Origin of the sequence: Roseomonas populi (assembly GCF_024594815.1) — a bacterium.
Taxonomy (GTDB): Bacteria; Pseudomonadota; Alphaproteobacteria; order Acetobacterales; family Acetobacteraceae; genus Roseomonas; species Roseomonas populi.
This window is the reverse complement of sequence record NZ_JANJOU010000034.1, coordinates 1-15,260: the sequence shown is the minus strand read 5'-3', so window position 1 is coordinate 15,260 and position 15,260 is coordinate 1. Positions and strand designations below refer to the sequence as shown.

11 protein-coding genes and 1 pseudogene are annotated in these 15,260 nt (G+C 65.5%); 2 read left to right on the top strand and 10 right to left on the bottom strand.

The annotated features are described in order from the left end of the window. The first annotated feature begins 724 nt into the window (after positions 1 to 724). Positions 725 to 2,617, top strand: a complete 1,893-nt coding sequence (locus NRP21_RS25555) for an ABC transporter ATP-binding protein/permease (protein WP_257719069.1) — start codon at positions 725 to 727, stop codon at positions 2,615 to 2,617. A 179-nt stretch (positions 2,618 to 2,796) separates the two neighbouring features. Here the strand turns inward: NRP21_RS25555 and NRP21_RS25550 are convergent, their stop codons facing one another. From NRP21_RS25550 to NRP21_RS25520, 7 genes are all read right to left on the bottom strand, one after another. Beyond that, positions 2,797 to 3,285, bottom strand: a complete 489-nt coding sequence (locus NRP21_RS25550; RefSeq protein WP_257719068.1) for a hypothetical protein — start codon at positions 3,283 to 3,285, stop codon at positions 2,797 to 2,799. 487 nt (positions 3,286 to 3,772) lie between these two features. Next, a complete protein-coding gene (locus NRP21_RS25545) occupies positions 3,773 to 4,396 on the bottom strand; it encodes a GAF domain-containing protein (protein WP_257719067.1) in 624 nt (207 codons plus the stop codon). 84 nt (positions 4,397 to 4,480) lie between these two features. Next, a complete protein-coding gene (locus NRP21_RS25540) occupies positions 4,481 to 4,756 on the bottom strand; it encodes a hypothetical protein (protein ID WP_257719066.1) in 276 nt (91 codons plus the stop codon). Between the two features lie 750 nt (positions 4,757 to 5,506). Beyond that, positions 5,507 to 6,481, bottom strand: coding sequence for a tyrosine-type recombinase/integrase (locus NRP21_RS25535; protein ID WP_257719065.1), 975 nt, complete (start codon positions 6,479 to 6,481; stop codon positions 5,507 to 5,509). A 399-nt stretch (positions 6,482 to 6,880) separates the two neighbouring features. Beyond that, on the bottom strand, positions 6,881 to 7,246 hold the full coding sequence (locus NRP21_RS25530) for a response regulator (RefSeq protein ID WP_257719064.1): 366 nt from the start codon (positions 7,244 to 7,246) through the stop codon (positions 6,881 to 6,883). Then, positions 7,243 to 10,416, bottom strand: a complete 3,174-nt coding sequence (locus tag NRP21_RS25525) for a PAS domain-containing protein (RefSeq protein WP_257719063.1) — start codon at positions 10,414 to 10,416, stop codon at positions 7,243 to 7,245. The genes NRP21_RS25530 and NRP21_RS25525 overlap by 4 nt, the downstream gene beginning before the upstream one ends. 353 nt (positions 10,417 to 10,769) lie before the next feature. Next, positions 10,770 to 11,375, bottom strand: coding sequence for a tyrosine-type recombinase/integrase (locus NRP21_RS25520; RefSeq protein WP_257719062.1), 606 nt, complete (start codon positions 11,373 to 11,375; stop codon positions 10,770 to 10,772). Between the two features lie 384 nt (positions 11,376 to 11,759). Between NRP21_RS25520 and NRP21_RS28120 the strand changes: the two genes are divergently transcribed. Beyond that, positions 11,760 to 12,602 (top strand): transposase, encoded by an 843-nt coding sequence (locus NRP21_RS28120; protein WP_408639664.1) that lies wholly within the window; start codon positions 11,760 to 11,762, stop codon positions 12,600 to 12,602. A gap of 889 nt (positions 12,603 to 13,491) precedes the next feature. On the opposite strand, the gene NRP21_RS25515 is transcribed toward NRP21_RS28120, so the two are convergent. The 3 genes and pseudogenes from NRP21_RS25515 to NRP21_RS25505 all read right to left on the bottom strand — a co-directional run. After that, positions 13,492 to 14,100 carry a DUF3102 domain-containing protein gene (locus tag NRP21_RS25515; protein ID WP_257719061.1) on the bottom strand — a complete coding sequence of 203 codons (609 nt, stop codon included), beginning with the start codon at positions 14,098 to 14,100 and terminating at the stop codon, positions 13,492 to 13,494. Then, positions 14,084 to 14,752: a ParA family protein gene (locus NRP21_RS25510; RefSeq protein WP_257719060.1), complete on the bottom strand. Its 669-nt coding sequence runs from the start codon at positions 14,750 to 14,752 to the stop codon at positions 14,084 to 14,086. The genes NRP21_RS25515 and NRP21_RS25510 overlap by 17 nt, the downstream gene beginning before the upstream one ends. 190 nt (positions 14,753 to 14,942) lie before the next feature. Continuing rightward, positions 14,943 to 15,260 (bottom strand): annotated as a pseudogene (locus NRP21_RS25505) (hypothetical protein); the annotation flags it as partial.

Sequence of the window (15,260 nt, the reverse complement as noted above, 5' to 3'; positions counted from 1 at the left end):
GGCTCGCCCACTTTCCAGTCCGTTTGTTACCTGCGTGCTGCTCAGTTCAATCGTTCTTTTTGCTCCTCCGTGCTCTGCGCAATCCAGGCCAACCAACAATAGAGGCGACCAGTTGTGGTTCGATGCAACCCAGCTGCCCTCTTTCACGGGGATGGTAGAGCGCTTTCTGGTGAACCCCCGCGGCGAGGTGGACGCTCTGCTTCTCCGGGAGGGCCCACAGGTTTCCTTTCCCCCCGATGTGGCCGACGAACTCCGGCGAGTTGCGGTGCCGGGGCGCCCCCTGACTGTTTGGGGTGTTCGAGCTCGTAGCGCACCGGTCATCACCATGCTTGCGTTCGCACCCAACAACGATACCACGCCGGTAGTCCTGGACCGCTTCTACTGGAGACGTCCCGGCCCAGTAGTGATGCAGGGGGCAGTGCGCCTTTCGGTAACGGGCGCTGTTCGCTCGCCGTATTACGCGCCGCAGGGCGAGGTCGTCGGCGCAGTTCTTGAAGACGGGACCGTGGTTCTGTTGCCACGCGGTACCGCGACCTCGGACATAGCCCGTCGGCTGTTTAGAACTGGCACACGTCTGCAAGCCGACGGTTTCGGATACCAGGGCGAGGTCGGCCGTGCCGTGCTGGCAGACCGCTTGGGTGAGCCTGGCGACATGCAAGCTGTTCCTGGTGCCGAAGGCGAGACCAACGGTTCTCCTCAACTACCTCAACGGAGCCGCTGATCGATGAGGGAACGCGATAAGAGCCAGAGCCAGCTAGGGGATGATGAAGATGCGGTCCAGGAAAGCTTCATCCTACGCTTCTGGCGGCTGGCTCGCGGCTACTACACGGGAGAGGAGCGCCGTTCGGCCTGGCTGCTCACGGCAGGAGTGATCGGGCTGACGCTGGTTCAAATCGGCATTCAGGTGCGGTTCAACCTCTGGAACCGTGACTTCTTCAACGCCCTGGAGGCGCGCGACCGGTCTGCCTTCTTCGGCCAGATGGGGACCTTCCTGCTTCTGACTGGCGCGAGCATGGTCGTTGCGGTTTTTCAGCTCTACGTTCGGCAGATGCTGCAGCTTCGCTGGCGGGAGTGGCTGGTTTTCCGCCTGCAGGCGCGGTGGCTGGCAGGCAGCCGGCACTACCAGATGAACTTTCTGCCGGGCAGCGCCGACAACCCTGACCAGCGGATTAGCGAGAACACGCGCTGGGCGACGGCTATGGCGGTCGACATGGCGGTGGGACTGTTCCAGTCCGCGGTGATGCTGATCTCCTTCGTCGGGATCCTCTGGACCCTGTCGGGCCCGCTGCTCGTTGCCTTCGGCAGCAACGAGTTTCAGATCCCCGGCTATATGGTGTTTGCCGCGCTGATCTATGCCGTGATCGGCTCTACGCTGACCTACTTCCTGGGGCGGCCGATGGTGGACATCAACATTCGCCGGAACCAGGCGGAGTCCGACCACCGCTTCGCCCTGATCCGCATACGCGAGAACAGTGAGGGCGTCGCCCTGATCCGGGGAGAGGGCGACGAGGACCGTGGGCTGCGGCGCTCCTTCTCGCATGTCGTCGCCGTCATGAAGGATCTCATGCGCAGCGAACGACGGCTCATGTGGCTGACTTCCGCCTATGGCATGGTGGCCGGCGTGTTCCCGATCCTCGTTGCCAGCCCCCGCTACTTCGCCGGAGCGATTACGCTCGGCGTTCTCATGCAGATCGGCTCCGCCTTCGCCGAGGTGACGCGAGCCCTGAACTGGTTCGTGGACAATTTCCCGCGCATTGCCGACTGGCGTTCCCACCTTGAACGCGTGGTCGCCCTCGAAGACAGCCTGGATGCGGCTGATATCCTGGATGCAGGGGAAGTCCGGATCAACGTCACCGAAGGTCCCCTGCAGGACGGCCGTGAGGTTCTGGCCTTCCATGATCTCCAGATCGCCCAAGCCGATGGCAACATCCTGGTGGGCGAGGCAAATGCCGAGATCAATGCAGGCGAGAAGGTCCTGATCATCGGGGAGAGCGGTACAGGCAAGTCGACGCTTTTCCGTGCCATCTCCGGCGTATGGCCCTGGGGTTCCGGGGAGATTAGGGTTCCGCCTCGGAACCACATGATGTTCATGCCGCAGCGCCCTTATCTGCCGCTTGGCACTCTTCGGGGCGCCATCGCCTACCCTGCTGCCCCCAAGAAGTTCCCCGACGCCGCCGTGATAGCCGCCCTGGAGCGCTGCGGCCTGGCTCACCTAACGGGTCGGCTGGACGAGGATGAGCGCTGGGATCGGATGCTTTCGTTGGGTGAGCAGCAGAGGCTTGCCTTTGCCCGCCTGCTTCTCCATCGCCCTCGCTGGGTCTTCATGGACGAAGCCACCGCTGCCCTCGACGAAGCGAACCAAGACGCCATGATGGGCCTCTTCCAGGACGAGCTTTCCGGATCTGCGCTCGTCTCGATCGGACATCGGCCAGGACTGGACCTGTTCCACGACCGCACCCTGACGCTCTTGCGGTCGCCGGACGGAGCGAGGCTGACCGCCCCGCAGAAGCAACGAATGGTCGGCGCGCGCAGGAGGCGTGGGGGCGGGGCTGGCCCTGTCACCACGGCTCGTCGCGGAGTGGCGCGCATCCTGAGAGGCCGGCCACGGCGGACCTGACCTGGCGAAAGCTATGGGATAGCCTGCCCCTCCTCGTTGCTGGCGTAAGCTGGCTTAGGAACCGAGCGCGAGGGAGTTGCCCCATGGCGTCGATCGCGGCTCTCGCCGCGAATTTGGGCAGGGACGGCGATGCGAAGATGGAGATAGGGTCACCCCGCCAGAACAGTTCGCGGCGTGGCTTATACGACGCGCGTCAAGACGGCCTCATCACCGGGGGCCGCACTGGCCGCGGACGGGCGGGCGAGGAGCCCTCGCGAGGTCACAGGCCGCACGTTGCCCGCCAGCTTCCAGGCCCCTCGGAAGATCGAGACGGCTCCCAATCCCATCTCGGCAACCCTCGCTGTCGCGCGCATGCTCTCAGCCGTCTCGGGCGTCGTCAGATCGACCAGAAGATCCAGCGGGATTTTGTTGGCCGATGACTTCGGACGATCGCTCGCGGCCGCCTGCCGGTTGAGGATCAGCGCCCCAACCGTCCGGGCTGCCTCACGCTCCGCAAGTGGCATGGGCCAGCTTGGGTGGTGACCTGCGAAGACGGACACCGCCTCCTGCCAGGCCTGCACCTTGGATACTCCACGCTCCACCAGGATCCGGTATCGTTGCTCAGCCGATCGTGCCGCCAGCACGTCAAGATCAGGGGGAGGAGCGTTGGTGTCACGAAGGTGGCTCATAGGTCTAGCTTAGCCACCAATGGAACAAAACAGGAATTCAATTCGGAGGGCGGGCCGGAGACGAGTTGCTTCAACGGCCAGGAGAGGGCGGAAGGCTGCTCATCCCAGATCACGGGCCAGGACACCATGAGCCTTGGAAGGCTAGGGGCTGGCCTATCCCCGTCGAGCACCGCCTGCACAGTCGTCGGGGCTAACAACGTGAATTGGAGCAGGCTTCTCAAAGATCCGCAGTCCAGGCACTCAGCTTCCGCTATCTCAGCGATTGAGGAGTAGCGTTCCTCGACCGAGCATGTGCTGGTACCGGAACGCCCGTGCCAGCGCCGTGACCAGCGCAGGATCAGTGCGGGAGGAAGGTGGCGCAGTCGGGCTCGCTCCCTCCCGCACGACGACCGTCTTCGGCCCTGACCGGCGTGGTGCTGCAAAATCTCTCATTCAGGCCCACCTCACATTAGCGCGCGGCGGATCAACTAAGCGGCCCTGGAGGGATTTACCTTCCCTGTTTAGCAAGCGCCTCAATCGTCAGGCGGAGGAACGTCTCGGCGGCAGTAAGACCGTGTGTTCCCGCAAAGTCGCGGAGATCGAACAGCTCTTCCTCATCACCATGTGCCCGTCCCCTGGACTTTGGAAGTGCCGATGAGCGTAGGGCCTGATTAGGATCTGCCCGCCTCTTTCGCTCGTCGAGCAGCGCTTCGGCTCGGGAAGCAAGGCTCAGCATTTGGAGTTCCTGCCAGGAAGTCAGCCCCTGAGGGCGAGGGACCGTGTCCACCACGCAGAGAGAACCGATCTGTAGGCCATCAGCGAGCCGGATCGGCGCCCCGGCATAGAACCGGACATGTGGCTCCCCAGTGACCAAGGGGTTCGCTGCCGTGCGCGGGTCTTCTGTCAGGTCCGAGATCACCAATGGCCTGTCGTCGGTGATCGTCAGGACACAGACGGCATGCTCGATGGGCGTTTCGGTCAGTTCAACGCCCACTCGGGCCTTGAACCATTGCCGCCTTCTCCCGATCAGACTCATGACGGCGATCGGCGTACGGCAGGCCTGGGCGGCTTCATGGACCAGCTGATCGAAAGCTGGCTCTGCCGGTGTGTCCATGACGGCGTAGTCGGCCAAGGCAGCCTCACGCCGGGTTGCGTCATGATCGGGAATGGAACTGGCGGACATACCGTTGGTACCCTGCAGAGTGGGGGTCGAAGCTCAGGTCTTGCCTTTGAAGCCGCGGGAGGGGCGGCCAGACGCTTCTGACATCTCCCGCAAGACCTCATCGTACATCGCCGCAATTTCCGCGCGGACAGCCATGCCCTGCACAGCAGATCCTCGCATCGGTGCATGGGTCAGAGCTTGGCCGAGTTGCTCGGTGATCCGGTTTTGGGCCAGGGTTGCCGCCTCATCATCAAGGCCGCGGAGCATGCCCGAAAGAGCTGCCCTAATGGCCGTCCGAAGATCGCCGGCCAGCAGATCCTTGTCGGTCACGCGGCTCTCCATGAGATTGTTGCAGGAAAATCCGAGTATATGAGGGCCTGATCTGAATATCTGCCGCGGTTCTGGTCGCCTCGCAAGCAACGCCCAGCATAGCCCGCAGCCCTGGCCACCGCCTCGCCGACCAGTCCCGAGAGCACGGCCAGCGCCTCGGGCGGCAACGCAGCCTGCACTCGGCGCCTCACCGCCGGGGAGAGCAGCTTGTTACCAGCCCAGTCCGGCGGCGTCATCGTCCCGCCCTCACACGTTGACACCCGAGAACCTTAGCCTTTGCTGGGTTCCGCTTCCCCTTCGCGCTCACTACCTCCAGGTCCCCTACCCTCTTCCAGCTGTGCGACCGGTGCCCCTGCGCCCTCTATCCCGACCTGATCCACAGTGTCAGGACAGGCACTCCGATAACAATCAGGCGTTCTGTCCATTGAAGTCACAATACATGCTGCAAGGGTGGCGAGATGAGGCGAGGAGCCGCTAAATCCTTGAGTAGCCAAGGGTTCTGCGTGACAGCCCTCCCCGATAGGCACGTCTCCCCCACCACCCCCTCACTCCGTCCGCTAATCGCCCTTTCGGACGGAACTAGGCACGCCATACTCGCGCATTCCGCACGGTGCGCCCCTTCCCCTGCCCCAGCCATCCTCACCGCTCCAACCGGCCTAGACCGTAATGCTGCACACCCGCCTGATCGGCGGCCTCCGGGTGCCCAGGCGCGGTCCACTGAGTAGGGCGCTCTCTCCTCCCCTGTCCCGCTCACAAGTCGAGCAGCCGGGCCGGGCTGTCCCGGGTGATCTTGGCCCGGCGGCGATAGCCTTGGGTGGTGGCCAGGCTCTTCTGCCGGGCGTGGTGCATCACCTGCTCGTCCAGCGCGCCCTTGAGGTAGGCCTCGGTGATGAACCCGGCTCGCAAGCCATGCGGCGAGAGGCGCTCCGTCTCATCCACCGTGAGTCGCGCGAGTTCGGCTCTCTTGCGCAGGATCTTCCACACCCCCTGCGGGCTCAGCCGGTCCTCCAGCGCGCCGCTCGGGCTGAGACGGCGGAACACCGGGCCCCACTCGATCCGGGTCCGCCGAAGCCACTCCTCCATGGCCCGCGCCGGGCAGGAGAGCGGGTTCAGCCCGCGGGGAATGCCGATCGTGGCGCCCTCCCCCTCCTGGTCCCGCTTGGAGCGCGGAATGAACACCGTCATGCCCTCGCTCGTGAAGCGCAGGTGCTCGCGGTCGATGCCGACGATCTCCGAGCGCCGCAGCGCGCCGGCAAAGCCCAGCAGTAACAGCGCCCGGTCGCGGTAGCCGGCGGTGTCGGTCCCGCAGGCGGCCAGCAGGCGCTTGACCTCGGCCGAGGTGAGGGCGGCGGCGGGGCGGGCGGGCTTGCCGTGGGTGGCAAGGATGCCGCGCATGGTGGCCGTGATGGCCGGGTGCCGCGTCTCCCAGGGGTGGCCGGCCTGCCGGTGCTGGTGGGCGATGGCGGCGAGACGCCGGCGCAGCCCGCTGCGGCCCAGCGTCCTGGCGAGGCTGGCGAGGTGGCCGGCGACAACCACCGGGGATGCCGGGAGGGGAGCGATGCCGCCCGCCTCGCACCAGGCGCAGAAGGCGCGCCAGTCGCTCTCGTAAGCGCGGCGGGTGTTGTCCGAGAGCGCCCGGCCGGCATAGCCGGCGGCCTGCGCCACCGCCTCGCCGACCGGGCCTGAGAGCACGGCCAGCGCCTCGGGCGGGAGGGCCTCCTGCACCAGGCGCCGCACGGCCGGGGGGAGCGATCTCCCCCGGCGCCATCGGGCGGCGTCACCGCCCGGCTCTCCCCAGGTCATCACGGGAAACCCCAGCCTTCGCTGGGGTCTGCGCGCCCGTCGCGATCATCCCTCCCAAGCCCCCTGCCCTCTCCCAGCCGCGCCGCCGGCACCCCCGCGCCCGCCGATCCGACGCCGTCCATAGTGCCAAGACAGGCACTCTGATGGCAATCAGCTGGTCCATCCAACAGAGGCACGATAATGCAACTTTATCGTGCCTGAGTTCCTGGCCGGAGTGCGGCTTCTACTCGGCCCAGTGACCGCAGGGCTGTGCAACTTGGCCACGCGGCATTCGGCTACAAAGGCGCTCCTGTATCTGAACTCGCACGGTAGGACGCCCTCTCAGGCGCTCAGGGGGAAAAGCGCCCGCGCGATCCTGGCCGCGTCCACCGGCTTCTCGCAGCAGGGCACGCCGGCATATTGCGCCGGGATGGCGGCGGCATCGTAGCCCGTCGCGAAGACCAGAGGCACGCCGCGCGCCAGCAGCGCATCGGCAACGGGAAAAGCCATCTCGCCCCCGAGGTTCAGATCCAGCACCGCCCCCTCGAGGCTCTCCACGCGGTCGAGGAGATCGAGCGCGTCGTCCACCGTGCCAGCCGGGCCGATCACCTCCGCCCCGCCCGCCCGGAGGTCGCGCGTGACTTCATCGGCAATGAAGAAGTCGTCCTCGACCACGAGGATCCGGCGTCCGGCGAGGGAGGCGGTCACGCCGTGCGCGTCCGGGTTGCCGGCCGTTCCAGCGGCATGTCGATCGTGCAGCGCACGCCCCGCTCGCCGAGTTCGTAGCTGGTCCTGGCGTTCAGGGTATAGGGCAAGGCTCGCTCAATGAGCTCGCGCCCATAACCGCGCCGGGTGGGAAAGGCGTCGTCGCCGGTCGGGCCGCCCTCCTCCACCCATTCCAGGGCGAGGCGGCGTAGCCCGTCCTCCTCCGGGGTTGCCCAACGGATCGCTAGGCTCCCGGCCCCGTCCGCGAGTGCGCCGTATTTCCGCGCGTTGGTCGCGAGCTCGTGCAGCGCGAGCGAGAGGGTCTGCACGACCGAGTTGCGGATCCGCACCGAGGGCCCGTTGAGGATGACCTGCCCTGCCCCGCCGTCCCCCAGCCCCAGCGTGTCGAGCTCCATCCGGATCAGCGCCCCGATGGTGATCGGCTCCTCCTCCGCCCGCGACAGCAGGCCCTGCACACGCGCGAGCGCGGCCAGGCGGTCGTTGAACTGGGTTCGGAACGCCTCCAGGCTCTCGGAAGACGCCATCGTCTGACCCGCGACCGAGCGGACCACCCCAATGAGGTTGCGGGTGCGGTGCTGCAACTCGGCCACCATCACGGCCTGGCGCTCCTGCATCTCCTTCAGCCCTTGCACGTCGGTCGAGGTGCCGAGCCACTCGACAATGCGCCCCTCCCCGTCGCGCACCGGAACGGAGCGGGTGTGGTGCCACAGCCAGGCACCGTCCCGCGCCCGCCGGACCCGGTATTCCACGTCAAGCATTCCATGCGCCCGCGCGGCCTCCCAGGCCGCGATCGTTGCCGCGCGGTCGTCGGGGTGGACCACGTCAAGCCAGCCGTGCCCCTGGCTCTCCCCGCACGTCTGTTCGGTGAAGTCCTGCCACTGCCCGCTCGACCACGTCCACTGGCCCTCGTCACCCGAGCGCCAGACGAGTTGGGGTATGCCCTCGGCGAGGGTGCGGAACCGCTCCTTCTCCGCCTCCAGCGCAGCCCCCGTCGCCTTTTGCTCCGTCACATCCTGCCCGAAGCCGCCGATGCGCCCCACGTGCCCTGCCCCGTCGCGGAGCGGGAAATCCGTATTGCGGAGCCACCGCACCGCTCCATCCGAAGGACGCCGAACCCGGTACTCGAAGGTGACCTCCTCCCCTTCCCGCACCCGGGCGATGCTCCCCAGCGCCGCCTCGCGGTCGTCCGGTACGATGAGGTCGGCCCAGTTACGCAGGTTGTCGCCACGGAGCACCCGCTCGCGCTCCTCCCCGTAGATCGTCTCGAAAGCGGGGGAGAAGTACTCCCACTGCAGCGTAACAGCGTTCCGGATCCAGACGATTTCGGGCGAGGCCTCGGCGAACTGCCGGAAGCGCTTCTCGCTTTCCCGCAGCCTCCGCTCCGCGCGGTGCCGCTCGACGATCTCCGCCACGCTCGCGGCGAGGAGATCGACTAGCCGGAGGCCGTCCTCAGTCGGCCGGTGGGGTGAGCGGAACTGGTTGCTCAGCACGCCGACCATCACGCCGTTGCGGGTGATCATCGGCGTGGACTGCGTGGCGCGGATGCCCTCCCCGAGCGCGACCTCGCGGTCAGGGGTGCCCTGAAGGGCCGGGAAGGTCCCCACGTCCTCGATAACCAGCCGCCGACCGTACTGCCGCGCCGCGTCGCAGGCGGGCTTCGATCCCTCGTGCAGGAAATGCCGGATGAAGGGCGAGTCCGGCCCGTAGCCCCGATAGGCGAACATCTCCAGGCGCTCGCCGTCCTCGCTCACGAGCTGGATGCAGCCCCGGTCCGTGCCGAGAAAGTCGTTCGCTGCCTCGATGATCCCGTCCAGCCGCGCGCGCAGGTCGGGCTCGGTCGCGAGCCGGACGTTGAGTGCGTAGAGCCGCCGCAGGCCGGCGAGGTCCGCCGCGAGCCTCGCCTCGCTCTCCCGCAGCGCTGCCTCGGCCAGCCTCTGCTCGGTGACGTCGAAGGTGACCCCGTTGAGGATCCAGGGCCTGTCCCGCTCCACGCGGCCGCGCCACCGCACCCAGCGGCCGGCGGCTGGGCCGGAAGCGACCTCCAGCTGCCCATCGAACTCCTCGCCCGCCTCGATGGCCCGGGTGACGATCTCCCCTATCTCAGCAGCGCCTTCCCCGGACATTCGTTCCGTAAAGAGCGACAACGGGTGCGGCCCGTCTGTCGCTGTCACGCCCCAGAGTGCGAGGAACTGGGCATCACCCCAGATCAGGCGACTGTTGACGTCCCACCGCCACGTCCCCATCCGCCCGCCCTCGAGCGCGATGCGGCGCAGCTCCTCGCTCTCACGCAGCGCCACCTCGATGCGTGCCCGCTCCACCGCCGCCCAGGTGCGGTCCGCCGTCTCCTCCAGCAGCGCGATGTCCGTCGAAGTCCACCGGCGTGGCGTCCCGCTCAGCGCCGACATTACGGCAACCGTCGTCCTATCCTTCATCAGCGGGGTCGAGAGGGCGCCCCGGACCGATGCCGCCAGCATGCCGGCCCGTTTGGCCCCGCCCAGCGCCGGATCGGTCGCTACGTCGTCCACGACGACCGACCGGCCGGCGCGCCATGCCGCAGCATGAACGGGGAATTGCTGGAGGTCGTACTCACCGACATGGCTCGGCAGGTCGCCCCGGTAGTAATCCCGGGCATTCGTCATAACGCCCCGGTCCCAATCCATCTCCGTGTACTGCGCCCAGTCCAGGTTCAGGTGCTCTCCCAGTACCCGGCATGCCTCCCTCTGGACGGCGAGCGGATCGGCGAGCGGCCGCAGCGCGTCGCTGAGCTTCAGCAGGAAGGCCTGGTGCTGCTCGCCCTCCTTCAGCGCTCCATGTGCCCGATCGAGTTCCTGGAGCGCCTTACGAAGCTGCATGGAATCTGACGCTTCCGCCGCCTCGCTCGCGTCGAGCAGGACGGCCGCCAGCTCGGGATATTGCTCCATGCAGGCGAGCATGTCTGGCTCATTGGCCAGCTCGGGATGCGTCTCGGTCCAGTAATGGGCAGTGCGCACAAAGGCGAGAAAGGCGGTGAGGAACTCGAAGCGCCCCTCGCCCATGCTCGTCCGGACGGCGTTCCGCGCCCGCGCCGAGCGCAGAGGCGCCAGGAAGATCACGGTGAGCGCGTCGAACAGATCGGCCTCGCCCTGCGTCTCGGGCAGAGGCAGCTCGACCATCTCAGTCCGAGACTCCAAACGGAGGAGTGCCCGATCAAGGGCAGCGGCGTCCGGCACCGGCCGACGAAGCAGCGCAAGGGCTTGCTGGATTGTGTGCGGCGCCGCAGCGTCGCCCGCCGGCCGCCCCTCTCCGACGAGAAAGCCAACATGCCGCACAATGCAGTAGCGCACCTCGCAGAAGCGCGAGAGGTGGACGAACAATCGCTCATTAAGGAGAGAGGGTAGCGGGCTGTCGAGGTAGGCAGACTTGGCGAAGGCCCAGAGTTCCTCGATGAGCCCGGGCGCGGCCGATGCGGAACAGAAAAAGTTCGGCAGGACACCAAGACGCCCGGTGACCTCGTCTTTGAGACTGCTCATCGCCACAACCCGTCGAAGCGGCGACCTGCGGTACGGGTGTTATGGACAGTGTGCTTGAGGTCGCGGTGGCTGACGTAGTCCTGAATGAGGCGCAGACCGTGTCCCTTGTCGGCGAGTGCGAGACCGCAGGAATGCCGCATCCTGTGCGGGTGCCCCCTGGCCAGGCCGGCGCGCTCTGCTGCGGCTGAAACAAAGTCGGCTGCCGCCTGACACCTCATGAGCTGGCCGCGTTGGGAGACGAATGGCGAGGGCAGGACATCCTTGCGGGTGGCAAGATAGCGCTTGATGGCGAGCAGCCCGTCACTGGTGACCAGCTGCTGGACCGATGCCCCTCCTTTGAGGTGGCGCACGGAGAGCCGGGCGCGCTCAAGGTCCAGCTTCTCCCACCGCAGGCACACGGCCTTGCTGACCCTCACGCCTTGGCGGTAGGGCATGAGGAGATGGTTGCGCACCCCGCGCCGGCCTATTTCGGCTGCGTTGAGCAGCCGGGTCACCTCGACGGATGTGGGAAAGTCCTCGGTCCGGTCGTGCCGATCGTCAGGCTTAGAAACTTCAGCGGCACTACTCTTAACCGGTCGCCGGTTGGTTGGCTCTGTCGGCATTGCCGCAACTCCCCGCCGAACCAAGAGGCAATTTATCAGTCTCCCAGTAAACGATGCCTTCGTAAAGAGTTGCCGCGCTTACGCCGCCGCGAGCACCTTCAGGGCTGGCCGCTGGTCCTTATTGAGGTCAAAAGCGCCATAGGGGCTGACGTGCCCGCCCGAGGGACCTGGCGCGTACCGGTCCGACCGGCATCGCATTCCGGCCGGGAACCTACCGTCGCAGAAGACACGCGGTCCCGCCTCCGCGCGTACATGTAGCCAGAGCCGGCCGCGAGCATCTGAGTATCCGGTCAGATCAGGTCAGGTGGATTGTGGAGCGCCCCCCATTTCGACCGGACAGGTGGCGTAACCTGAGGGCCTAGGCTGAAGCCTAGGCATACGCCTATGTCCAATCCCGTTGAGCGCGTCGAAATCATCACCGGCCGCGAGCGCCGCAGGCGCTACAGTGCCGCCGAGAAGGTCCGGCTGGTTGAGGAGACGGCTCAGCCCGGCATGACGGTCTCGGCCGTTGCCCGGCTCCACGGCGTCTCCCCCAGCCTGTTGTTCGGGTGGAGGCGGCGCATAAGAGAGTGCGGCAAGACCGCGACCCGGGCCGACAACAAGGTAGTAGCTACGAGGCGCCTACGCGAGCTAGAGGGCCGCATCCGTGACTTGGAGTGCCTGCTGGGGAGTAAGACCATGGAGGCGGAGATCCTCCGGGAGGCGTTGAGCGCCGCCTCTGTGCAAACGGGCGGTGGGGCGATTGCCGTCGCCGCTACTGGGCAACTCCCGGTGAAGGTCATGGCCGACACTCTGGGCGGGGCCCGCTCCAACCTGGTTGAGCAGGTGCGAGGTGCGTCGAAGCCTCGGGCCGCTACCGGTGCAGGGGTGACCGCAAGCTGCTGCCGGCCATTGCCACTCACCGACGTCCGGTCCACCTTATTGCTGCCGCAGGATCACCGCCCTGCTGAGCCGCGCTCGCCTGGCCTCTGGAGCGGGGCCCCTGAACCACAAAGAGATCTACCTGCTGATGCTGCAGGGCGGACTGCTCCTGCAGCGCCACGGAATCTGACGGCTAGTCCTGGCTCACAGAGGCGCGGAGATCCTGCAGACCAGTCTTGCAGCCCGTTATTAGCTGTTCAGGAGGGTGCGGGAAGATTCTTGCCTGTCGCGCCGTTGGCTGAGGCAAGGCGGCGTGCGTGGCGGGGGGGGGGGGTATGCTTCAGCGCATCGGAGGTGCTGATTTAGTTTGTGATGCCGCAAGTGCTGCCTCGCTTCCGCGCGCGCCATTCAGCCGTACAACTCCAGCTTCATGCCATCGTACCTGCGGTGAACTTAGGTGTAGGAGAGGCGAACGTACGTGACGGTCCGGTGCTTACAACAACGGGACATGTCGGCCATCGCCTCGCCTACGATCTTCCTGTGCTGCTGGCCAGCCGTGACCACGCCGAGCGTCACGGACCGCCTAAGATCCTCGAGAAGACAGCGCAGCATCCCGTGATTTGGTCCTATAACGTGGCGGAGGCCCGTTCTCGGCCGCGCCGGCTTCATGCCGTTGTGCCGCCTGAAGCAGTGTTGCTGACGCCCGGTACGACGATGGCATCGCTAGCCGCCAATCGAAGTGGTGCAGTGCAGCCCCGACACCGGCTTCTTCGTGGGCCTTGATCCAGGCGTAATACTGACCCCGGTCGAGGTGCCCGTAGAACCTGTGGGGCTATGATCCTTGCCGATGACATGTCGCGTAGTGTCAGGCCGTCCGTCAGCCCTTGAATTCCGTCTCAGGCTACGTCTTGGGCTGGGGACGAGAGGGCGCAACGACAGCGTAAATTGAGGAAAGTAGTTCCGGCTGTGTCAGCCGGTTGAACTCAGCATTCCCCTGACAAAGGGGCAAGGAATATTGCAGCTCACCTGCGTACTTTCGGGGAACGGCTGAGTTAGTGTCAGCACCCGATGCCGCCGCGTATTAGACGATTCTATTCGGGCCTACCCAACCTGGGACAGCCACACATCAATCCCGGATACCAGCTCGATCGACGTTGGCCACGCTATGCCTTTGGCGACAACGGGCCTCGTCAACTCTCTTGCGCGCACGGAACGTACAAATACCTGGATCTGTCCGCAAAGCTGCAGCACCAGTTCAGTATCCTGGTTCCGCCGAACTCTCGCCTTCTGTCAATTGAGCCTCGATACGGCGAAGTTCATCATCGAGACGCTCCCGCTCCCGCTGAAGCTTATGCTTACGTGCGAGGAGAGCCTTTCGAGACGCTGAGACGGAAGGGGCACCGCGGTCACGACGCCACGCGATCAACTCAGCGCGTTTCAACTCGGGCCGAATGAGCCCGTCAGCCTCAGCCTTCTTCAATGTCGGAGGATCGAGCGTAGATAGGAGATAGATGGTGCTGTAGCTCCCGGGCAGCTTCTCCACCGGGATCGTCTTAGCGCGGTCCATCTCGAGCGCCCACCTAGCGGCCTCACGCAGCTGATAAGCGGTGCGACCAGAGAACGGGAGGTTCTCCTCGACGGCAGATGTGTACTCGCCGTGTGGCAGCATTTCCTTGGCGCGGATTAGGAGGCGTCCAATCTCAAGGAATGCTCCTTGCGCACGCTCCCAAAGCCGGGCGATCTCAGAAACATAATCTTCAGGGCGCCGCGGCTCAGACTTCGCTGCCTGCAGAGCGAGCACCCGCGCATCACCCTCCAGCAACACAGGATCTGGAGCTGCATCGAGCTTAAGTCGCCGGGACATGAATGCCTCCCTTCTTCTTGGCCCGAGGCAGCTTCAACCGGCTCCTCACGAATGCCCAAACGGCCCTCATTTCCTCAGCACCTGCATGCCCAGGAACATCGGCCAATCCAAGTCCCTTCGCACCGGCACGCGCGTAATCAGTTCGGTCGGCAATCTCGACAGGGCAAAGTTCGCCAGATTGAAGGAGGAAGGTCTTGACGGCGTTGATGTTCACTCTTGGCTTCACAAAATTCAGGACCGCTACTGCAGGACGCCCTTCGTCTTTTAAGTGCTTGAGGAAAGGAGCCACGGATTCGGCGTCGTCGAAAGTTGCCCGGGCTGGAACGACGATCAGGTCAGCCGCCTCAAGCAATGCCCCGAACGCTGCAGGCTGGGTCTCGATAGAAGGGGGAGTGTCTATGAACAGAATGTCTGAACTGTCGAACTCCGCATCATCGAGCAATGCGTCCGCGTCGGCCCAAGCCACCTTAAAGTGCGGGACCGCTGGTACGTTCTTTGGGCGGCGACGCGACCAGATAGTCAGGGTCGCCTGCGGGTCGAGATCTGCGGTAAGCGTACGTAGACCGTCATGTGCAGCGGTCACAGCGAGGTTGCGGCATAGGGTTGTTTTCCCGGAACCTCCTTTTGGGCAGCCCATCAGCACACGCAGCATCAACTTCCCCATTCTACTTAGGTCCGCTTCACTGCTGATAGCATGGGCAAGAATGGGGGTGCCAGCGCGAGTGCAAAATCACTGACCGGTTAAACCTTCTGCTGACCCGGCGCGTAGGCGGCAGCTGGCGCCAGAGCGGCAGGAGATGCGAGCGTACTCCTGCCTTGCACACGAAGACACACAGCCCGAATCATGCGTAGGTCCGCCTCACATCGGGTGGACAGATGCCAAGTGGCCGGATTCGAAGCATTGTATGACTACGCTTTAGATGCTGATGGCGGTGCAGACGCTGAACTACCTTCAGCTGCTGACGGCATCGGGGACTGCCGAGTGCTGCATCGGCTTGGCCTAGCTGGATCGGCAAGTGTTGAGAGTCGGCACTCGCCCCGGCCGCCCTCGCGGCGTCCAGCTTCCCGGCCGAGACATCGACCGAGACGATGCGCCGGTGCCCCAGCGCGCGCAGCATGTGGATGGCGTTCAGCCCCAGCCCGCCGGCGCCCACCAGCAC